22 protein-coding genes and 1 tRNA gene are annotated in these 19,269 nt (G+C 43.0%); 7 read left to right on the top strand and 16 right to left on the bottom strand.

Going from position 1 to position 19,269, the window contains the following annotated elements; all coding sequences use genetic code 11:
• Positions 1 to 371: 371 nt before the first annotated feature.
• From VNE01S_RS17525 to VNE01S_RS17560, 8 genes are all read right to left on the bottom strand, one after another.
• The gene (locus VNE01S_RS17525; RefSeq protein WP_053396964.1) at positions 372 to 1,631 is read right to left on the bottom strand and encodes an HD-GYP domain-containing protein; all 1,260 of its coding nucleotides are present in this window, start codon (positions 1,629 to 1,631) and stop codon (positions 372 to 374) included.
• Between the two features lie 115 nt (positions 1,632 to 1,746).
• Positions 1,747 to 2,154: a VOC family protein gene (locus VNE01S_RS17530; RefSeq protein ID WP_053396965.1), complete on the bottom strand. Its 408-nt coding sequence runs from the start codon at positions 2,152 to 2,154 to the stop codon at positions 1,747 to 1,749.
• Between the two features lie 66 nt (positions 2,155 to 2,220).
• Positions 2,221 to 3,222 carry a LacI family DNA-binding transcriptional regulator gene (locus VNE01S_RS17535; protein ID WP_053396966.1) on the bottom strand — a complete coding sequence of 334 codons (1,002 nt, stop codon included), beginning with the start codon at positions 3,220 to 3,222 and terminating at the stop codon, positions 2,221 to 2,223.
• An 82-nt stretch (positions 3,223 to 3,304) separates the two neighbouring features.
• Entirely contained in the window at positions 3,305 to 4,063 is a 759-nt protein-coding gene (gene chbG / locus VNE01S_RS17540; protein ID WP_053396967.1) for a chitin disaccharide deacetylase, read from the bottom strand.
• A gap of 10 nt (positions 4,064 to 4,073) precedes the next feature.
• Positions 4,074 to 5,396, bottom strand: coding sequence for a 6-phospho-beta-glucosidase (locus VNE01S_RS17545; protein ID WP_053396968.1), 1,323 nt, complete (start codon positions 5,394 to 5,396; stop codon positions 4,074 to 4,076).
• Complete coding sequence (locus VNE01S_RS17550) at positions 5,389 to 5,715, bottom strand: PTS lactose/cellobiose transporter subunit IIA (RefSeq protein ID WP_053396969.1); 327 nt, start codon at positions 5,713 to 5,715, stop codon at positions 5,389 to 5,391. Before VNE01S_RS17550 ends, VNE01S_RS17545 begins: the two co-directional genes overlap by 8 nt.
• Positions 5,716 to 5,776: 61 nt before the next feature.
• A complete protein-coding gene (locus VNE01S_RS17555; RefSeq protein WP_053396970.1) occupies positions 5,777 to 7,099 on the bottom strand; it encodes a PTS sugar transporter subunit IIC in 1,323 nt (440 codons plus the stop codon).
• A gap of 116 nt (positions 7,100 to 7,215) precedes the next feature.
• A complete protein-coding gene (locus VNE01S_RS17560; protein ID WP_053396971.1) occupies positions 7,216 to 7,521 on the bottom strand; it encodes a PTS sugar transporter subunit IIB in 306 nt (101 codons plus the stop codon).
• Between the two features lie 719 nt (positions 7,522 to 8,240).
• On the opposite strand from VNE01S_RS17560, the gene VNE01S_RS17565 reads away from it, so the two are divergent.
• From VNE01S_RS17565 to VNE01S_RS17580, 4 genes are read left to right on the top strand one after another with little or no spacing between them, the layout of a single operon-like run.
• Positions 8,241 to 8,822, top strand: coding sequence for a hypothetical protein (locus VNE01S_RS17565; protein ID WP_053396972.1), 582 nt, complete (start codon positions 8,241 to 8,243; stop codon positions 8,820 to 8,822).
• A 25-nt stretch (positions 8,823 to 8,847) separates the two neighbouring features.
• Positions 8,848 to 9,174: a hypothetical protein gene (locus VNE01S_RS17570; RefSeq protein ID WP_053396973.1), complete on the top strand. Its 327-nt coding sequence runs from the start codon at positions 8,848 to 8,850 to the stop codon at positions 9,172 to 9,174.
• A gap of 2 nt (positions 9,175 to 9,176) precedes the next feature.
• On the top strand, positions 9,177 to 9,854 hold the full coding sequence (locus tag VNE01S_RS17575) for a C39 family peptidase (protein WP_053396974.1): 678 nt from the start codon (positions 9,177 to 9,179) through the stop codon (positions 9,852 to 9,854).
• A gap of 24 nt (positions 9,855 to 9,878) precedes the next feature.
• On the top strand, positions 9,879 to 10,412 hold the full coding sequence (locus tag VNE01S_RS17580) for a hypothetical protein (protein ID WP_053396975.1): 534 nt from the start codon (positions 9,879 to 9,881) through the stop codon (positions 10,410 to 10,412).
• Positions 10,413 to 10,414: 2 nt separating this feature from the next.
• Here VNE01S_RS17580 and VNE01S_RS17585 read toward each other — a convergent pair whose 3' ends face one another.
• Together VNE01S_RS17585 and VNE01S_RS17590 are read right to left on the bottom strand one after the other, a co-directional pair.
• The gene (locus tag VNE01S_RS17585) at positions 10,415 to 11,410 is read right to left on the bottom strand and encodes a transporter (protein WP_053396976.1); all 996 of its coding nucleotides are present in this window, start codon (positions 11,408 to 11,410) and stop codon (positions 10,415 to 10,417) included.
• 204 nt (positions 11,411 to 11,614) lie between these two features.
• Entirely contained in the window at positions 11,615 to 12,253 is a 639-nt protein-coding gene (locus VNE01S_RS17590) for a helix-turn-helix transcriptional regulator (protein ID WP_053396977.1), read from the bottom strand.
• Positions 12,254 to 12,453: 200 nt separating this feature from the next.
• On the opposite strand from VNE01S_RS17590, the gene VNE01S_RS17595 reads away from it, so the two are divergent.
• The gene (locus tag VNE01S_RS17595; protein WP_053396978.1) at positions 12,454 to 12,702 is read left to right on the top strand and encodes a GlsB/YeaQ/YmgE family stress response membrane protein; all 249 of its coding nucleotides are present in this window, start codon (positions 12,454 to 12,456) and stop codon (positions 12,700 to 12,702) included.
• Positions 12,703 to 12,900: 198 nt separating this feature from the next.
• On the opposite strand, the gene VNE01S_RS17600 is transcribed toward VNE01S_RS17595, so the two are convergent.
• The 3 genes from VNE01S_RS17600 to VNE01S_RS17610 all read right to left on the bottom strand — a co-directional run bounded on the left by VNE01S_RS17600 (position 12,901) and on the right by VNE01S_RS17610 (position 14,331).
• Entirely contained in the window at positions 12,901 to 13,686 is a 786-nt protein-coding gene (locus VNE01S_RS17600; protein WP_053396979.1) for a helix-turn-helix domain-containing protein, read from the bottom strand.
• A 42-nt stretch (positions 13,687 to 13,728) separates the two neighbouring features.
• Positions 13,729 to 14,046 (bottom strand): DUF6506 family protein, encoded by a 318-nt coding sequence (locus VNE01S_RS17605; protein WP_053396980.1) that lies wholly within the window; start codon positions 14,044 to 14,046, stop codon positions 13,729 to 13,731.
• A 200-nt stretch (positions 14,047 to 14,246) separates the two neighbouring features.
• Positions 14,247 to 14,331: transfer RNA gene (locus tag VNE01S_RS17610), tRNA-Leu, on the bottom strand.
• Between the two features lie 252 nt (positions 14,332 to 14,583).
• Here VNE01S_RS17610 and VNE01S_RS17615 point away from each other — a divergent pair.
• A complete protein-coding gene (locus tag VNE01S_RS17615) occupies positions 14,584 to 15,855 on the top strand; it encodes a DUF2254 domain-containing protein (RefSeq protein ID WP_053396981.1) in 1,272 nt (423 codons plus the stop codon).
• 151 nt (positions 15,856 to 16,006) lie between these two features.
• The gene (locus VNE01S_RS17620; RefSeq protein ID WP_053396982.1) at positions 16,007 to 16,483 is read left to right on the top strand and encodes an RDD family protein; all 477 of its coding nucleotides are present in this window, start codon (positions 16,007 to 16,009) and stop codon (positions 16,481 to 16,483) included.
• Positions 16,484 to 16,529: 46 nt separating this feature from the next.
• Here VNE01S_RS17620 and luxS read toward each other — a convergent pair whose 3' ends face one another.
• From luxS to gshA, 3 genes are read right to left on the bottom strand one after another with little or no spacing between them, the layout of a single operon-like run.
• Positions 16,530 to 17,048, bottom strand: a complete 519-nt coding sequence (gene luxS / locus VNE01S_RS17625) for an S-ribosylhomocysteine lyase (RefSeq protein WP_053396983.1) — start codon at positions 17,046 to 17,048, stop codon at positions 16,530 to 16,532.
• Positions 17,049 to 17,072: 24 nt separating this feature from the next.
• Entirely contained in the window at positions 17,073 to 17,672 is a 600-nt protein-coding gene (locus tag VNE01S_RS17630; protein WP_053396984.1) for a transglycosylase SLT domain-containing protein, read from the bottom strand.
• Positions 17,673 to 17,681: 9 nt separating this feature from the next.
• Positions 17,682 to 19,250 carry a glutamate--cysteine ligase gene (gene gshA, locus VNE01S_RS17635; protein WP_053396985.1) on the bottom strand — a complete coding sequence of 523 codons (1,569 nt, stop codon included), beginning with the start codon at positions 19,248 to 19,250 and terminating at the stop codon, positions 17,682 to 17,684.
• Between the last annotated feature and the right edge of the window lie 19 nt (positions 19,251 to 19,269).

Genomic DNA, 19,269 nt, shown 5'->3' on the forward strand with positions numbered 1-19,269 from the left:
AAATTGTTTCCGAAGAAACTATTTGGATTATCATCAACGAGTGCCCACACAGATTGATAGGTTTATATTGTTAAAGAGCTTGGCTTTTCGAGAAGCGTTTCTCTCAAAGCGGAGGTGAATTCTAGCGAGATAATTTGAAGAGTCAAACACTTTTTCAAATTTATTTTCTCAAGAGATTTTTACCTCTCTAACACCGCTGAAGCCTTGTGGCGTCTGCCGTGTCAGTGGGAGCGCATTATAGGGAGTTCCTTTTCTTTGGCAAGCAAAAATCGGCATTTTTTAGGATAAAAAACACCAACCGAACACGTTTCAAGCAAATGTTAAGTTACCCTCAAGATATACCGGTTTTACACACAAAAAACTGTGGATAACTAGTCATCTGAATCAAAGAAGTAAGAAACCCTTGAACGCGGATTCAGATATTCTCTCACTTTATCAGGTAATTTTTGTGGAAGAATCGCGCTAACAATTTTCAGCTCTTTCTCTGCAAGGTCAATAATAGGCGCTTGAGTCCGAGGAACCGAAGGATCATATATCAGCACATTAGGGTATAGGATATTACTTGCATTGACCGAGATTACCAAGCCCACCATATCATTAGATAACTGAACGACTGTGCCTGGAGGATATATCCCCATAAACTTAATCAATAGGCTTAAGTTTTCTTTGTTATAAAGATGCTTGCAGTTCTTGTATAGATGAGACAATGCCACATATGGAATCTTCTGCTCGGAAGGAACATTGTGATGGCACAGGTTATCGTAAGCATTCGCGACGCTGACTATTTGGGTCAACTCATCAATGTCTGCTTCTTTTAACCCCGCAGGATAGCCCGAGCCATCGTTTAGCTCATGGTGCTGCTCTATCACCATCTTTGCCGACTCAGGAAACCCTTCTATATTATTCGCTAGCTCTAAACCGTATTTAGTATGCAGTTTTAAGTAGTTTTTTTCCGGTTCAGTCAAAGGGACTTGCTTACGAACAATTGCCGTAGGGACTTTAATCTTGCCGATATCATGAAATAATGAGGCAAAGGCGACTTGTTTGATTTGTTCTGCAGTAAGGCCTCTTGCCTTTGCTATCATCATAGAGATGACCGAAACATTGAGAGAGTGAAAGTAAATATCTTCGAATTCACTCTTACCGTTCATTAAATGCAGTGTCACATTATCATCGCTGAGTAGCTCTTCGACGATATCATTCACCAGTTGGCTGGCTTCCTCTACGGCTTGCTCTGGGCGATTACGAATTTTGTTCATCACCGCACGCATTCGCGATAAAGAGCGTTCGAACTCTTTTTCACAATTGATGACGCGTCGGCGGTACGCACTCAGTTTTTCAATCCTTTCTTGCTTTTCTTTCCATAGCTTGTCCGCTTCTTTATCAGCGAGGTCTATCTGCTCAGGACTACTTTCTTCATGAGGGTGGCTATTCGGCGGAAGTGGAGGAGCATCACTTTGATCGGGATTCATAAAGACGTGTTTAATTCCCAAATGGCGTATCAAGCGAATTTGGTCTTCGTCTTTCACTTTAAAGCTGTTGAATAAGAAGGGGTGCTCATTCCACTTAACAGGTAATCGGATATGCAACCCAGGTTGGATTCTGTCTACAGTAATCTTGATACTAGCCACGTTGTGTAGATGTCTTTAACTTACTAACCAAGTTATAAGTCTAGATGAATCCAAAGTTGAATTCACCTACTCAACTTAGTAATGAGATGCCTGTTGACCTATTTATTACTCCTGATTAAGTAACTATATTGCAGTGCAACATCCAACGAACGCCAAATTTATCCTCAACTTTACCAAAACGCGCTCCCCAGAACGTATCGGCGATCGGCATCATGACATGCCCATCAACGGACAGTTTATCGAAAAGCCTTTCCTGCTCATCCAAACTATCGAGAACCAATGACAGTGCAACATTGTTTCCCTTCAGTTCTTTTGCCACGACGCCATCAGACAACATCAGCTTCATCCCAAATGCTTCAAACTCGGCATGCATTACCCAGTTAGGCTCTGCTCCCTCGATAACTTGAGGGGCATCTTTGAAAAGCTGTTTGGTTACAACAACACCACCAAAGCATGCCGAATAAAAATCCAATGCTTCTTCGCAACGTCCGGCAAAAAATAGGTAAGGGGTTAGCTTATACATTAATCGTCTCCTTTCTCATATTTAAAAGGTAGACAACTTTTTGATAAAGCGAGAGAAAACCTTATTTTAAACGTCAATTTTCTTGTGCGAGTGGCGAATTCTGAGCTGTGGCTCAAATTGTGTTTCTACATTACCCTGCTTATTCGCGATCATGTTGTTGAGCTTTAATGCGGCTGAACGAGCCATTTCACTGATAGGGAAATGCACAGATGTAATCGTTGGGTAGAGATCTTCGCACCGATCAATACTGTCAAAACTGACAATTGATAACTGTTCTGGTACTTGAATCCCTACTTCATGAAGGTATTGCAGCGCTCCAACTGTCATTTCTTCGCTACAAGAATACAAAGCTGTAAAATCACTATCATTACGGAGCAACTGTTTTGCGGCTAAATATCCGCTCTCCCTTCCATAGTCTCCTTCAGCTAGCCAGCTATCCATGACTTCTACACCTGAATCGTGCATGGCATCAAGATAACCTTGCTTACGCCGTAGACTGTTCTCTCGATGCACTGGGCCAGTGATGCATGCGATTTTTCGATGGCCTTGATTCAGTAGAAACTCAACCGCTATTTGACTGGCTTTAAGATGGTTGAATGTAATACAGCGCTCTTCAAGACCAGGTACATCTCTATCTAGCAGAACAAATGGCGTAGGCGCTTTAGAAAGGGTCCGAAGTTCTTCGTCTGAAACATATCGACTATGAAGGACATAACCTTCACAGCGAAGATCATTAAATCGCTGAATCGCTTCTTTTTCACCATCTGAGGAATGATGGCCTTGGGCGGTGATTAAAAATTTACCGTGTTGATCGAGTTCGGTTTGAACTTGGTCCATCATGGTGCCAAAAAAGCCGCCGGTATAATACGTAACAAGCAGCCCCACCATGTTTGTCGATGATGTAGCCAAAGAACGTGCAATTGCACTTGGCCTATAGTTGAGGGTTTTCATAGCCTCTTCAACTTTACGTCGAGTTTCTTCTTTGAATTTACCTTCACCGTTAATTATGCGTGAAACCGTTGAGCGATTAACACCCGCCAGTTCTGCGACGTCTTTGATCCTTGCCATAAGTTCCTTTACTTCTCGCTACAGATAAGGCTACCAAGACATATTGACTAACGTTAGGGGGCGTCTTGGCAGCCTTTAATTATCATACTCCGGCGAACGTTCGATTGGTATGTAGGGCTGAATAATCCGTGACTTCTATACCGTGTCGTTCAAGAAGCACAGCCAACCTATCATCGGTCAATATAGCGAGTTCTTTTTCCCTTTGTATCGCATAGCGACTACCGTCCAGTAGAGCCTGATCAACTTCCGCGGGATGGCACATCACTTCAACCACATCATACTCTTGCTTCAATTCGAGTAAATGTTGGCTCAACTTCTTGAAGTCGACCCCTTGGTCATAAAACTCATGAGTAAATTTATAACGCGGTTGTCCTAGAGAACGATTAGCCACTTCCTCACCTCGTAAAGGGACTGAATATTTCTCAGCCACCTCTCGAACAATCGGCAGAAGGCTCGGGTGAACATGCGCATGATGATGACTGTCTAAATGACTTAGGTTTAAGCCCAACCTCAGAAAGTGCTCAACTTGCGCAATACACTCCTCATAGATTGCTGTCGAATCAAAAGCTTTTGTTTCCCAAAAATCTTGATATTTCAGGAAGTCGCCACTTTCATCCACAAAGCAACGGTGAGCAGTCAGCGGTTGACCTAGCGTAAAACGCAAATGCAACCCCACTTTAAGCGTAGGTAGATCGTTGGCAAGAGAAACAGCATGCTTCTCAGCCGCCATTCCTACCAACATAGTGGTAGAGTTGACGACTCCTTCTAAATGGGCTTTGACTATTCCGTTATTAACCCCTTCTGTCAGCCCAAAATCATCCGCATTGAAAATGACTTTCATCGTTAATTCCTTACAAGCTGGTGAGTTTAAACTGCGGTAAAAATTCACTATTTTGCTGGAGAATATCATTCAGAATGGACTTAGCGCGGCCAATATCTGGAACGAGAGGATTATTTGCTAAGGCCATTAAAGCATGATCATAACTACCATGCACCGCAGCTTCTATCGCAAGTTGCTCGTATGCTTTGACTTGATGCAGCAAGCCAGTAACATTCGGTGACAGTTCACCGATTGAGAGCGGTTTCGCTCCCCAACTGCCTACTACAGCACTACATTCAATCACAGCATTATCCGGCAAGGTATTGATTGCGCCATTATTCTGGACATTTACAACATGGATTGAGTTTCTATTGTTATAAATCGCATCAACCAAATTCAGCGATGCATCTGAATAGTAAGCTCCGCCTCTCTCTTCTAGCTGTGCTGGTTTATGATCCAGCTCAGGTTGTTTATATAATTCAAACAACTCTGCTTCTGTCTTCATCACTTGCTCTGCACGTGTGCCTTGTTCGGCTGCGCTTTGTTTTTCTTCCGCGAGCATGGCGTCTGTCTGATAGAAGTAACGATGGTAGGGGCATGGAATCGCATTAAGTGCTTTCAAGAAGCTTGGGTCCCATGGTTCTTCCCAAATGTTCTTCATACTGAAATTGGCACCGTCTCCAACTTTAGTCAGCACTTGCTGAGTGATGTCTTCCCCTTTTAGCCATGCTCTATGAACCCAGACTAAATGATTCAGCCCGGCAAACTCTAATTGCAGCTCGTCAGGTTGGCAGTCCATCATTTCAGCCATCATCATTTGCATAGAAACAGGCACATTACACAGGCCAATACTCTTAACTTTGGTGTATTTACTTACGGCTTCGGTGACTAGACCAGCCGGGTTGGTGAAATTTAACATCCAAGCGTTTGGCGATAATTCTTCGATATCTTTACAAATATCTAAGATGACGGGGATTGTTCTTAGCGCCTTGGCAAATCCACCAGGCCCTGTAGTCTCTTGGCCAATGACATCATATTTAAGTGGAATTCGCTCATCCCTAGCCCTTGCATTCAAGCCACCAACGCGGAATTGAGTCATCACAAAATCGGCGTCTTTTATCGCGGCGCGGCGATCAAAATCCGCGATAACTTTAATATCTGCGCCTGCTTTTTTAATCATTCGTTCCGACAAGCCTCGAATGATTTCCAGCTTATCCTCGCCCTCTTCAATATCAACAAAGTGGATAGTACTTACCGGTAAAAAGTCCAACCTTTTTAATACTCCCTCAACGAGTTCCGGAGTGTAACTACTACCGCCACCAATGATCGCCAGCTTAATAGAACCTTTAGACATTTTTCGCTCCCTCTTGCGACAATTGCTTATGCAGTGCCACCATCTCTGTCGCCATTTCTTGGGCTAGAATGGTAGTCATAAGGTGATCTTGAGCGTGCACCATCACCAAGGTCATGGCGACTTTGCCTTCACCTTGATCTTCTTCAATTAACTGCGTTTGCATCAGGTGCGCTTTGTTCAAACACTCTTTTGCCAACGCTAATTTCTCTTCTGCTGACGAAAAGTCTTTCTCTCTTGATAAACGCAGTGCCTCATAACACAGGCTTCTTGCTTCACCTGCATTGCAGATGATTTCCATAACTACCAATTCTTGATCCATGTGATCTCCCGATTAAAACTGTCTACAAATTACTTACTCTAAAAATGAAACACTTATGGAATTAAGCCTTTGCCAGCTCTGGCTCCGTTAGTTTCTCTTCTTCAGTCGCCTCTTGACCTGCAAGGACTTCTTTCTCGAACATTTTGAAGAAAGGTAAGTACAAGAAAATATCCAGTACAAGTAGTGCTACTACTAATAACGATGGCGCAAGAGTCCAACCACTACCCCATGAAGCCCCGATAATTGCAGGTGTTGTCCATGGTGTTGTCGCGATCCCCATACCCACTAAACCAGAGTGAACAGCAAAGTAAGCAATCGTTGCATTGATACAAGGGACCAATAGGAATGGAAGGAATAGCGTTGGGTTAAGTACCATTGGGGTACCGAAGATCACAGGTTCGTTAATCTGGAAAAAGCCAGGAACGATACTCATGCGACCGATACTCTTGAGGTGTGCAGAGCGGCTAAATGCCATTAGGATAACTAGCGCCAGAGTTGCCCCCGAACCGCCTAAGAAGATATAGAAATCCCAAAATGGTTGAGTAAATACATTTGGAATTGGCTCACCCGCCACGAATGCGTCAATGTTGACACTCAGGTTGGCCAGCAAGAATGGCGACATCAGACCAACAACGATGGCTGCGCCGTGAATACCCGCAAACCAAAGTAATTGACAAAGAATCAAGGCCCCAAGAATAGCGGGTAGAGAGTTCGATGCACTAACGAAAGGTGCGAATGCCGCTAAGATAAGCTCAGGGATCAGCATACCGTATTCCATTTGAACCCAAACACTGAAAGGGTAAAGTGTCAGTAACACAGCCAATACTGGTAGTAGCACTTCAAATGAGCGCGCAATCGCTGGCGGCACTTGCTCTGGCATACGGATAGTGATGTTGTGCTTTTTCATAAAGCGATAAAGCTCTACCGAGAAGAAGGCACTTAGTACACCAGTAAATACCGCGGTCCCACCTAAGTTTGCAGCGGGTAATCCACCCTCTGACAATGGTGCCGCTATCAACAAGTAACTCATTAATGACAGGGCTGCACTCGTGATCCCATCCATTTTATGGGCTTTGGCTAAGCTATAACCCACTCCGATTGTTACGAAAATGGTCATGATCCCCATCGTCATATTAAAGGGCATCATAATAATTTGGTCATATTTCTCGGCGGTATCTAACCACGCACGCGCAAAACCAAGCTCGGTTTCTGGCGAGAATGGAGGAAAGCGAAAAATTAAAAGGAAACTACCTACAATAATAAATGGCATTGCTACGATAAAACCGTCTCGCATTGCACGCACATGAGGCTGATTCCCCACTTTTATAGCAATTGGTGCGATATGCTTTTCGACAAAATTTAATATCGAGTCATAAAGCTTCATAGTGTTCATCCTTATTTTTGAACAAAAAAGCCCTACACCACATATATTTATACGTGGTGAAAACTTTATTAATTTTTACTTAAGATAGAATGATTAAGAAATTATTTTAAATTTGATTAATCTATCAAACTTAATGCTTGCGTCAGGACTTCATCCCCTTTCATCATTCCGTAGTCTTGAGGGGAAATGGCCGCGATATTCTTTCCATGCTCATCGGCCACTTTTTTAAGCTCTTCTAATTGGAATCGTACTTGCGGACCAAGCAGGCATACGTCGTACTCTTGAATCGCATCATTAAATGCGTTTACGGCCATCGCTTCAATTTCACATTCGATGCCACGTGATTGCGCGGCTTGTTCCATCTTTCTAACCAGCATGCTTGTTGACATACCTGCACTACAACACAAAAGTATCTTCTTCATAACCCAACTCCATTGTTCAACATTTAATCTAAACAAACTGTATCAAGATTAACCCAAACAAAAAAGCGCAACCGGTTGTGTTAACGTGAAGAAAATCCCATTTCATGACGAAAATTAAGAAAAAGACAAATAAAACAGTGGATAGAATTAGTGGTAAAAATATCAAATTGATTTTAATCAATCAGTTATATAGAAAGTAAAACATAGATAGGTAATAAGGATAATGCTCTAATTCATAGATCCTGATCTTAATAGATATCAGAATAAGCAATCAGCAAAAATAGTACCAAGACCAGAAATAAAAATAACCCCTATAGATTAAATTCATTAAGGTTCCATAAGAAGCAAACGCTATACATTGATACTTTTATCCGATATTCCCCGTTAATATCATACTTATCTCACCGAGATCGAACACATAATAAAAAAAGTATGAAATCGACAGTGTTCAACCTACTACTTTCTAGTACTAGATTTTTTTTCACATTCATACTTTTGTCATCACCCTCATATCAATACTTATTATTACTTTGTTTTTATTGATTTTTTTTATCTTTATTAGAGCTAGTTTGAGGACATCATGCCCCGAAGATGATCGCGTCTTAATTCCGAGACATTGCAACTCTGTTGAATACCTATACTCACGTTGCCTGAAGTAAAAAAGGTCTATTCAAGGCAGCGTAAATTCACTTTAGACATGGATACATGGAGATAAGATCATGGAACTTAAACACTCTTCACTAGCACTCATCATTTGCTCGTTGTTTGTTTCTGGTGCTGCATTAGCAAATGGCAGCGATACTGGTCATAACAATGGTAATGGTCATGGTGGTCATGGACACGGAGGTCACCAATCACCTGGTTATGATGTTGATATCGACGATAGTTTTAATGACAAAACTTTAAATTACTCAGATGACGATACATTAAACTATTCGGATGATGATACATACACCAAAAATTACACCAAAAAAACTGCTGATTTCGACTGGAGTAATGATCAAGATTGGAGCATGGAGGTCAATACCGACATTGATATGACGATCATGACAGCGAAAAGTAAAGTAATGGGCAAACTAGAAGACGTATCTGTTAGTTACAACTCTGGAAGCTCAGGTAAATCTTACGGCAAACGTGGTCGTGGTGGTTATGGACATAATGACTCTTGCTGCGGTGGTTTAACTGTCAAAAATACCAACTCTTTGGATGGCTTCCAAAATGCAGCGGGTATTACAGCAGTTGCTCAAAACGTGGGTGGTAATGCACTGGCTCAACAAAGTGTGTCTATTAACTCGAAATAATTCATTAGCCAATTAGGAGAAAGCAATGCGTATTGCACTAATCATGTTGAGTGCGATGGCTGCGCTATCCGCTAGTGCCGATGATATTGTTCTGACTGATATGGAACTGTCTGAAGCCGTAATGGACAGTTCCAGGGGTGGTCAATACATCAAAAAGTCCATTGTCATAGCTGATTCTGACCAACACGGGATGATTACCAACAGTTCCGTGGGCAATAATTCTATGACAGGTAACAATGTTATTTCGTCTGGCGCACTCACGGGCATCACTGGTGTGAACAGCGTTATTCAGAACACTGGTAACAATGTGCTGATACAAAACTCAACGGTTGTTAACCTGACGCTTAAGTAATTATGAAAAATATTCGTAACTTAATTTGGGCAATGCTGGCGATTTCGGCATCTGCCCATTCTTTGGAATTTTTCCCTAACCGCGGACAACTGTCGGTTCCGGTGAAAAGTATCAAAGAAATACAGTTTGGTGATGTACTTCGTCAGCAGTATGACTTTAGTTGCGGTTCTGCTGCGTTAGCGTCTTTGCTGACTTATCACTATGAACAACCATCAACCGAGCAAACCATTTTCCAAATCATGTTTGATAATGGAAATAAAGAACTCATTGAAGAACAAGGCTTTTCAATGCTTGATATGAAAAACTACTTGGGTTCAATTGGTTTAAGAGCCGATGGTTTTAGCATGGAGTTAAGTACCATACGCAAAATTGGCGTACCAGGTATCACCCTAGTAAATTTTGATGGATATATGCATTTTGTCGTGATTAAAGGGATTAACTCTGACTCTGTCATTATCGGAGATCCTTCACGAGGAACCATAACAATGAGTCACGAAGAGTTTAATCATTATTATCAAAATGTCGTTCTGTTAGTGAAGAATCGAGCCAATATTGGGCGTGCTCACTTTATCACTAACGATGATTTTGCCATTTATAATGATTCCCCTCTAGAGGCAGGCGTTAGAAGAGAATCTCTGGGGTTATTCAGTACATCACTCCCTGAAGCAGGAGAGTATTAGCGCTCGCGCTAAAGGAGATGGAGCATGGGATACAAAACAACAATAAGCGGGATACTGCTACTCTTGTCGTCAGCATCAATCAGTGCTGAAGGGTATCGTGCAGACAGTATCGCTCACTTAATACATCAACCGCCAATAGCGGCAGAAACCCTCTCATCCTATAGAGGTGGTTTCATGATAAGTGACAACTACATCATCAATATCGGATTAAGCATCACCGCCACAATTGATGGTATGCAGATTTTTAACACTCAAATTGCAAACCTTAAAATAGAGAACGGGGATTTAAGAGGAGCTTCCGTGACCTCAAGTGAAGCCAGCGCGATCGCCAATGTCATTCAAGTTGGTTCAGGCAATGACTTCCAGATCGGTTCAGGAAACGCCGCAGAAGCCATAATAGGTGAGAACTCTATTACTCATATTATTCAAAATACATTGAATAATAAGGTTATTCATTTGAACACAGCTTTAAATATCGATGCGCAAGTTAGCAGCGTAATTAAGCAAATGCAGGTGAACAAAAAGCTCGAAGACTCCATACTTTCAAGCTTTTACTAACATCAAATGTTAACTGGTACTCTTATTGTCAACTGAAAATCCGGGCTATCTTCGGTTAAGCCCGCTTGCGCATTAATACTCAGCGACGTTTCAGGGCTAAACGCGTAGTTAATACCAAAATTTAATGTATCTAAATGAAGGAGTTTCGAGTCGTCTGGTTTAGCACCATTAATTTTACTGTCCAATATGGTTTTATGACCCAAACCCATTGATAGAGAGAGATCAGGGTTGAGTGCAAAACCAATCCCCGCCCCCAAAGAAATGGTATCCCCTAGGTCAATATCCACTCTTGAACCATTAACAACTAAACTGTCTTCAAAGTTATAGATGTAGCTGAAACTTGCAAACAATACCGCCGGATCAGTTGGGTACAACATTGAGATAGCTGGCTCTACACTCCAAAAACCTGAACCAGTCGGAACATCGGTATACGTATTGTCATCAGGGTTTACATCAATTTCATAGGGTGACTTACCGTAAGCTGATTTCGCGGTTAAACTCGCAATCCAGTAAGGCGTGGTATCAAAATTAAGTTGATGGCGAATTGCGAATTCAATATCCCCCATCCCACCACCACTCAATGACTTATTGATGGTTTCTGATTCAGCACCGTCTTCTATAGGTCGTGTGGAAATTTGGTCGCTGCGATAGACATATGGCCACCTCACTTCGATCTCCGTATCATCACTAAGCCCATACCGCATAGATAAGCTTGCTGTAATCGTGGTCCTATCGGAGTCGGACACCTCGATTCTACCGACCAACAGGGCGGGTAAAACCGTATAACCAACAACTGAAACTTTGTTTGATGAGTTCTGGGTAAAGCTGAGTGATGCATCAAGAGCGACTTGCCCTTTCGGTGTTAATACTCCGGAACGCACAATGACGTCTTGTACAGTTTGAGGACGCTTGGCGACTTCCGCCTCCTCCGCTGCAGCTGCATTTGCTGATACACATAAAGTAGCAAGTGAGCATAGTACTTTTGTTTTCCTTAACATATAAGGCCCCTTACGGTGACTGGTGTTCACTAAAAATGGGTGGTGCAATCCTCTGAGAGAAAGAACTCAAAGGGATAAAAGGGGTTAAGAAAGATTAATGACGCTTTACCATGACCATCAAGTTAACCTTTACCAACCACTTTCAATCTTCTATTACGCTGATACTGAGTACTTCATTAGAAATATAGACGACACAAACATAAATCACTTTGTGTTTCTGATACCGTTCTTTAGCAAGGTAATCGCATCTTGACGACGGTGGACATCAAGTTTTTTGTACAACTTGTACACATGAGTTTTGATGGTGCTTTCTGAGAGAAACAACTGCTCAGCCATATCTTTGTTAGACTTACCTTGCGATAACAGATCTAAAATTTGCCGCTCTCGGTTCGTTAGCAGGCTGTAACTGAAGTTTTTGTAACCTCCTAATTCCCTGTAACACAAGATCATTTTCTCCATCCAACCTCGCGGCAACCAGAGCCCACCGTTAAGAACATGCATAACACTCTCGGTTAGATGGTCCACAGAAACATCTTGAAATAGCAGCCCCTTCAAGGAAGTACTATTGACAAATTCTTCTCTTAATTCTGTATCAGGCACATTGTGAAGAAGTAGGTTTAACCCCAGCACCTCAAAATTAGGTAAGGTACTGTTTTTATCCATTTCCTCCATATATTGATAGTCTACTAAAACCAAGTTGACCACTTTTTCGCGGCTGAGTTTTAGCAGCTCGTCAGGGGTACAAATATAAATAGTGAGCAGTTGTAAAGAAGACAACTGCTGCTTGATGAGGCTACTGTTCAGGCTTTGTTCCGCCAAAATCACCAGCACTTGGTTATTCATATGCTCCCCACTGCGGTATAAAACGCATAAGTTTAAGTCTATGTCATGATTTTTCTTATACCGCGCTCAAGACGCGATTCGGCTCTTAATCTCAAATATAAGAATCATGCCTTCCACAAACAGAACATCTAAAACCAAAGGAGCGAGACAGGCGTTGTTAACTATTCTTATTAGGTCTTCTAATCAAAAAAGGGGAAGGTATGGGGGTTATTTCGTGGGTTATTTTGGGGTTAATTGCTGGCGCATTAGCTAAGTGGCTGATGCCAGGTAAAGATGGTGGCGGTTGGATAGCAACGATGCTACTAGGGATCGCAGGTGCTTTTGTAGGTGGCTTTATTGGTCGCTTTCTCGGCTTTGGTGGTGCTGACGGCATAAATGTGGGTAGCATTATCACAGCAACATTGGGGGCATTTATCCTGTTGTTTTTATACAATCGGTTTATGAAGTGACGATAAACTTTCATGTACACGCGGTATAGTTTTGAGTAAACAGCTTGCCCTGCTATTACAGCATCGTTATTCATTAAACTAATACTACTAAACTTAGAATTGACGAAACCTATTGCAACCCATGCAAGCAACAGAGCTTACCGCTTGTGATGCGAATCACAAAACATACAGGGTGCGTACAAAGCTCACGCAGATAGGTTAGCTATAGTGGTTCAAGTGATAACTTTTTTCTGTCAGGAACTTGCTTGGCGTTGAGCCCGTAAATGCATTGAAGTCCCTAATGAAATGAGATTGGTCGTAGTACCCATTCATAAAAATAGTATCTTGGTAATCCACTATTGGCTGATTGAGAAGGTGCCTGAGGCATGATTGGAATCGAGCAGTGCGCTCGAAATATTTCGCATCGACACCCGTGATCATTTTAAATTGGCGCTGAAATGTTCTCTCGCTCACACCGACTCGCTGTTTTACATCTCTGACAATATGAGAGAAACGCTGGTAATAAATCTTATCAATCGCCCACTCCATGCCATGAGAGAGATGAGAACTCGCGCTCAATTTTTCAAGCAATCTCGCTTCAATAACGTCAAGCCATTCAGAGTCACATCCAGCCGTAAAAAAACTGTTCTCGACTGAAAATACATCAGACACGTCGATAATATGATCAGCTATCTCCGTCAAAGGGATACCAAACACCTTGAAAAAGCCTGATGAACGAAATCGAACAGAGACTATTTTGGTTTTTCCTGTCGCTCTTAATCGAAACCGGCTTTTCCTAGGACAAACCAATATCCCTGAAAATGGTTCAATTCTCCCAATTTGAGGACTTTCAATTTCCAGCGTATCGCCTAAGTTGAATAACATCTCAACACCCGTACCTGGAAATATATCTGGAATAGCCAGCGGGGAATCACACTCCCACAGCCAATACTGCGTAATGCAATCTTTGAGGCACTCTGACGGCCTGAATATTTTAGTGATCATGTTGAAAAATCGTAGGCAAATGAAAACAGCGTACGTTACTTTCTACTGGCTAGTAAAAAGGTCATCGCCACTGGCAAAGTCTAAACAAGGGTGTTTGTCAAAACGAACGACACCAACAGGAACTCTCCCACGGGCCGCTTTCACCACTTCGGCCACACCAATATGACCAAATCCAGCACAAAGCTCTATCGCTTGTATCCCTTCAGAAATTAACTGTTCCACCAATTCGCAAGCTTCTTGGTAACCTAATACGGCAACTGTTTTAACCTCGACTTCTTTGGTTTTAACCCAAGATGCGTGTGTTGATGCTTGCGCCTCTGGTGCGGCAAAAATAAACGCCGCTTTAAATATATCTGACATTTTTATTCTCCAATTCGATGACACCGCGATATTAATCAAGGGTTATCACGTCGTATTGTAGAAATGCGTCAATAGTCGGAGTAAACCACCAGCTTCCATGAATATTTTCTGAGCAAGTTGAATCGGAAAGCGGACGATTGAAGAAATTTTAGATGGGCTAAAACGACGAAAGGCCGCTATAAAAGCGACCTTTCTATGTATGGTACCGGTGGGCGGACTTGAACCGCCACGCCCGAAGGCAACGGATTTTGAATCCGTCGTGTATACCAATTTCACCACACCGGCATCTTGGGACTGCTGTCCTTTGATGTTTGGCATTATACGTAACAACATGATTCGCGCAAGTGCAAAAGCCTGAAATGCCTATTGTTTGCTGATAAATTCGCCACAATTTTGAATTTAAACGGCTTTGACTCACCTAAACTGGGATTCTGCTCTATCACTCGAGCTGAGAAATCTCATCTATGCTTTATAAGAACTTATATTCTTACGTATTTGCCTCTCTACTCTAGCTCACCCTACGATAGGAGAACGCTAATGACAGGGTCCAAATGGCAGTGGCTATTGAAGCAAACGACACGCAAACTGTGGGTTCGCACCTCACTTTTTGCTCTGCTCGCAGTTGCTACCGCTCTGATCTCCATTGTTTTGAACCAAGTCATTACTTTGCCCGCTGCCATCTATGTCAGTGGTGAACTGCTAGACAATATATTAAATATACTGGCAACTACGATGCTTGCAGTGACGACCTTTTCTCTCAATATTATGGTTTCTGCATACAGTGCCGCCAGTGCGGAGGGAACACCACGGGCGACTAAGCTTTTAATGGAAGACAGCACAACTCAAAACGCCCTCGCAACTTTTATTGGTTCTTTCCTGTTTAGCCTTGTAGGTATTATTGCGTTGGGTATGGGTGCTTACCATGAACAAGCACGTATTTATCTATTCATCGTCACCATGGCCGTGATCGTCATGATAGTGCTGACTTTAATACGCTGGATCCAGCATCTTTCAGTTCTTGGCAGAGTCAGCGAAACCACTTCAAATGTGGAGCAAGCGCTGCTTAATGCCATTCAAAAACGTGGGGAGGAGCCATGGCTTGGGGCCAACCCATGGAGCAATCCTAAACACAAGCCAAGATCCAGTAAACCAATATGCAGTAAAGAAATTGGCTATCTGCAACACATAGATATGCTGCACTTAAACAACCTTGCAGAAAGCCATCAGTGTACTATCTATATTGATCGCCAACCTGGAAGCTTTGTGTACATGGGTCAACCGCTGGCTTGGATCTGTGGAGAGTTAGAAAAAGATAGCGATATTACTGCTGCTTTTACCATTCGCACCGAGAGGTCGTTTGATCAAGATCCTCGCTTTGGTTTGGTCGTATTAGCAGAAATTGCTTCGCGAGCATTATCCCCAGCCGTCAACGACAGTGGAACAGCAATTGATGTGATAGGTCGCTCCGTGCGTGCATTAGCCCAATGGGGAACATTGCTAGATCAGTCTCCAAGAAAAGTCCAGTATCCAAACGTCTTTGTTCCGGCACTCAGTTGCCAAGACTTATTCGAAGATATTTTTCTTCCTATCGCGCATGATGGCGCCGGGCAAATACAAGTTCAAATACGGCTACAAAAAGCCTTGGTTGCTTTAGCAACCATGCATCCAGAACGCTTTTACTCTTCAGCTCTTAAGTTATCCGCAAAAGCGTTAGAGTTAGCTGTCGCTCAGCACTACACTGAAGATGAAAAACATCAGCTCTCACATTTAGCGCACCAAATCAGCCCGCACCGAAGACAATCCTCGTAATCACTCATTTCAATGCCAATCCAAAAACTGAAATCCCCTCGGTTTGTTGATAAACTGACCGTAAATCACCAAGCTGTGCGCGAGGTCTCTTTTCAGAGCAACAGCGAAGCTTTATTCTGACGCCTTCTTAAAATTGGGTAAGTTAAAAACTATGTCACCAACCAAATCTCTGCCACCAGCAGGTTTGATGCGCCGTCTAGGAGCACTTTTTTACGATAGTCTCATTATTATTGCCATCGAAATGATGGCGGCTGGGATTGTGATTGCGATTTTACACGCATTTTTGGCTATGGGTGTTTTCAGTGTAGCGCCGTACGCCGATGTCAGCGACCTGTTGACCAACCACCCTATTTGGAGCCCAATTTATACACTCTATTTAGCCTTAGTGTGGGTGTGCTTCTTTGTCTTTTTCTGGACCCGTGCAGGCCAAACGTTGGGCATGCGAGCTTGGAAGATTCAAATTCGCAATGCTGATGGTTCACCGATATCCACAACTCAAGCTTTGATTCGTTTGGCAACTTCTGGATTTGGCTTAGCAAACCTGACAGTGCCCTTTGATCCTCAAAAACGTGGGTTCCACGATATTTGGGCAAAAACTCAAGTGGTTGTATTACCGAAAGTAAGATAAAAAAAGAGGAAGGCGAACGCCTTCCTCTTCTCTACCTGATGATGGGTTAGTCCACACGTAGCTCTTTCAGCATATCTTCTGGTAGTGCTAGCTCATCATTTTTATTAACACTGATCCCAGCATCAATAATATTCTGCGCAATCTGTTTTGCTTCATCCAAAGAGTGCATGGCTGCTGTACCACATTGGTATTCATTCAACTCTGGAATTTTATTTTGGCTTTCGACCTTAAGCACATCTTGCATTGCTGCCAACCAAGACTCCGCGACTTGTGTTTCCGTTGGGGTACCAATCAAGCTCATGTAAAAACCCGTACGGCAGCCCATAGGTGAAATATCAATGATTTCAACCTTCTCGCCATTTAAATGATTGCGCATAAAGCCTGCATAAAGGTGCTCTAACGTATGAATGCCCTTCTCAGAAAGAATATCTTTATTGGGTGCAGTAAAGCGCAAATCAAAAACGGTAATGGTATCGCCTTTGGGTGTGGTCATCGTTTTCGCCACGCGCACGGCAGGTGCATGCATTCGAGTGTGGTCGACTGTAAAACTATCTAATAACGGCATAATCCCTCTCCTATCCAGCTGATATTAAAACCACCAGCTTTGGTTATCTTCCAATTCTTGTCGGCATTGCTTAAGTTGCCAACCGTAATCCTTTGCTTGTTGATCGACTTTACGAGCAACGTTAATCAGTGAAGGTTTAGATCGATAAGTTTTACGCTTATAGCCACCTCTTCCCTCATGATAGGCCAAATACTGATTGTAAGGATCCCATTTAGAGATCCCTAGTTGTTTATGCGTTTCGCTGGTATACCAACCAATAAAGACGAGTGAATCAGCAAAACTGGTGCGTGATCCGCCGTGATTGGTCGCTTTTTGAAAGTCTTCCCAAGCAGGATCCTGCGCCTGAGCATAACCATAGGCGCTGCTCACTCTTCCCCATGGAATAAACCCTAATATGTAATCTTTCGGTGGGCGAGCATCATGGCGAAACGCACTTTCTTGTTTAACAAACGCCATCGCGATCTGTATTGGTGTACCCCAGTCTTCTTGCATCTCTTTCGCATCACCATACCAATCGGGGTTCTCACGAAAGATGTCACATAAGTTAGACTGATTTTTAGGTGGTGGCGTCGCACAGCCACCTAATATCAACGTACTCAAAACAATCGCTAACGTCCGTGTCACATGCCATCCTTATGCTTTTAAGTACGCAAAATACTCATCAAGAAAGTCATCAAAATTAAGTACATCTGACTGCTCTGCTTCAGATTGAGCTTTCACCGAACGTACTACTTCCTCTTCCATCGCACTACTGCTGTATGTGCGATACTGGTGGTTTAAATGCTGTTCTCGGTAGCGTTTACCAAATTCGCATCCAACTTTACCTAAACCGCCTAAACGTTTTGTGTCTTCTAGCAACTGGCCCGATATGGTTTGCTCTGGGTTATCTATCCATGACATGAGCTTGAAGCACACTTGTTGGTAGTCATCGTTCCCCTTAGCTGCATCCATCATCTCTGCAATTTGGATCAGTTCGACAAAAACGCGTTTCGCCCAGTCTTGTAGGGTTAAAACCTCACCCTTACAGCCAATTTGTAGCTCTAGCCCAGGCTTACGACCTTCAAGAATGACTTTGTTCCAGTTCTCGCGCCAGCAAGACTGCTCACAAAAATCCATTGGTTCAGAGTCACTGAGTGCCGCCCAAGTTAAGAAGAGATCTAAGAAACGTACTTGATCTTCTTCAATACCAATCGAGCTGTATGGGTTTACGTCAAGGGAGCGTACTTCAATATATTCAACCCCACCACGAGCTAACGCTTCAGAGGGCTTTTCACCCGACTGTGCGACACGCTTAGGGCGGATAGGGGCATAAAGCTCGTTCTCAATCTGTAGAACATTGCTGTTCAATTGACGGTATTCACCATCCACTTTGACACCAATTTCAGCAAACTCGTCCGAAGGCGTACGGATCGCCGTATTCAAGCCCTCTAGATATTCGTCTAGGCTGTTAAAGCCGATTTTTAATGAGCTCTGCGCACTATTGGTGTAGCCAAGATCGCTCAACCTCAGTGAGGTCGCGTATGGCAGGTAGAGTGTTCCGCCAATACTCTCAAAGGGCAGTTTGGTTTCTCTGCCTTTAATGAACGAAGAGCACAACGCTGGCGATGCGCCAAAGAAGTATGGGATCAACCAGCCAAAGCGGTAATAGTTGCGAATCAGACCAAAATAAGCCTCTGACTTGGTATCTTGGCGCTGTTGTTCTGTTTGCTCACCGTATAACTGATCCCAGAAAGATTCCGGGAACGAAAAGTTAAAATGAACCCCTGAGATAATTTGCATCAGGCTACCGTAGCGGCGCTTTAGGCCTTCACGGTAAAGAGTCTTCATTTTACCTGCGTTAGATGTGCCATATTGTGCCAGGTTAATATCGTCTTCACTGCCGACATAACAAGGCATTGAAAGTGGCCACATTTTCTCATCACCCAATTTGATCTGAGTGAAGTGATGAATGTCTTCCAACTGCGCTTTGAGTGTACCGATATCTTGAGATACTGGGGTAATGAACTCCAACAATGACTCTGAAAAGTCTGTCGTGATCCAGTTATTCGCGTAAGCAGAGCCCAACTCGGTAGGGTGAGGGGTTGTTGCAAGGTTTCCATCCAGTTCGTAGCGCAGAGTTTCGCGCTCTACACCTCGACCAAAGGATTTAAATACGTCTGGGTTTTGTGCAACTCGCTCAAGTCGCGCAGCAAATTCAGTCAAAACGGTGGTTCGCTTATGT

It is taken from the genome of Vibrio nereis NBRC 15637 (assembly GCF_001591105.1).
In the GTDB taxonomy this organism is placed as follows: Bacteria; Pseudomonadota; Gammaproteobacteria; order Enterobacterales; family Vibrionaceae; genus Vibrio; species Vibrio nereis.

Excerpts from the sequence above, each read along its gene's own strand:
- VNE01S_RS17530 (WP_053396965.1), bottom strand. The coding sequence starts at position 2,154 with ATGTATAAGCTAACCCCTTACCTATTTTTTGCCGGACGTTGCGAAGAA.
- VNE01S_RS17535 (WP_053396966.1), bottom strand. The coding sequence starts at position 3,222 with ATGGCAAGGATCAAAGACGTCGCAGAACTGGCGGGTGTTAATCGCTCA.
- chbG (WP_053396967.1), bottom strand. The coding sequence starts at position 4,063 with ATGAAAGTCATTTTCAATGCGGATGATTTTGGGCTGACAGAAGGGGTT.
- VNE01S_RS17545 (WP_053396968.1), bottom strand. The coding sequence starts at position 5,396 with ATGTCTAAAGGTTCTATTAAGCTGGCGATCATTGGTGGCGGTAGTAGT.
- VNE01S_RS17550 (WP_053396969.1), bottom strand. The coding sequence starts at position 5,715 with ATGGATCAAGAATTGGTAGTTATGGAAATCATCTGCAATGCAGGTGAA.
- VNE01S_RS17555 (WP_053396970.1), bottom strand. The coding sequence starts at position 7,099 with ATGAAGCTTTATGACTCGATATTAAATTTTGTCGAAAAGCATATCGCA.
- VNE01S_RS17560 (WP_053396971.1), bottom strand. The coding sequence starts at position 7,521 with ATGAAGAAGATACTTTTGTGTTGTAGTGCAGGTATGTCAACAAGCATG.
- VNE01S_RS17565 (WP_053396972.1), top strand. The coding sequence starts at position 8,241 with ATGGAACTTAAACACTCTTCACTAGCACTCATCATTTGCTCGTTGTTT.
- VNE01S_RS17570 (WP_053396973.1), top strand. The coding sequence starts at position 8,848 with ATGCGTATTGCACTAATCATGTTGAGTGCGATGGCTGCGCTATCCGCT.
- VNE01S_RS17575 (WP_053396974.1), top strand. The coding sequence starts at position 9,177 with ATGAAAAATATTCGTAACTTAATTTGGGCAATGCTGGCGATTTCGGCA.
- VNE01S_RS17580 (WP_053396975.1), top strand. The coding sequence starts at position 9,879 with ATGGGATACAAAACAACAATAAGCGGGATACTGCTACTCTTGTCGTCA.
- VNE01S_RS17585 (WP_053396976.1), bottom strand. The coding sequence starts at position 11,410 with ATGTTAAGGAAAACAAAAGTACTATGCTCACTTGCTACTTTATGTGTA.
- VNE01S_RS17590 (WP_053396977.1), bottom strand. The coding sequence starts at position 12,253 with ATGAATAACCAAGTGCTGGTGATTTTGGCGGAACAAAGCCTGAACAGT.
- VNE01S_RS17595 (WP_053396978.1), top strand. The coding sequence starts at position 12,454 with ATGGGGGTTATTTCGTGGGTTATTTTGGGGTTAATTGCTGGCGCATTA.
- VNE01S_RS17600 (WP_053396979.1), bottom strand. The coding sequence starts at position 13,686 with ATGATCACTAAAATATTCAGGCCGTCAGAGTGCCTCAAAGATTGCATT.
- VNE01S_RS17605 (WP_053396980.1), bottom strand. The coding sequence starts at position 14,046 with ATGTCAGATATATTTAAAGCGGCGTTTATTTTTGCCGCACCAGAGGCG.
- VNE01S_RS17615 (WP_053396981.1), top strand. The coding sequence starts at position 14,584 with ATGACAGGGTCCAAATGGCAGTGGCTATTGAAGCAAACGACACGCAAA.
- VNE01S_RS17620 (WP_053396982.1), top strand. The coding sequence starts at position 16,007 with ATGTCACCAACCAAATCTCTGCCACCAGCAGGTTTGATGCGCCGTCTA.
- luxS (WP_053396983.1), bottom strand. The coding sequence starts at position 17,048 with ATGCCGTTATTAGATAGTTTTACAGTCGACCACACTCGAATGCATGCA.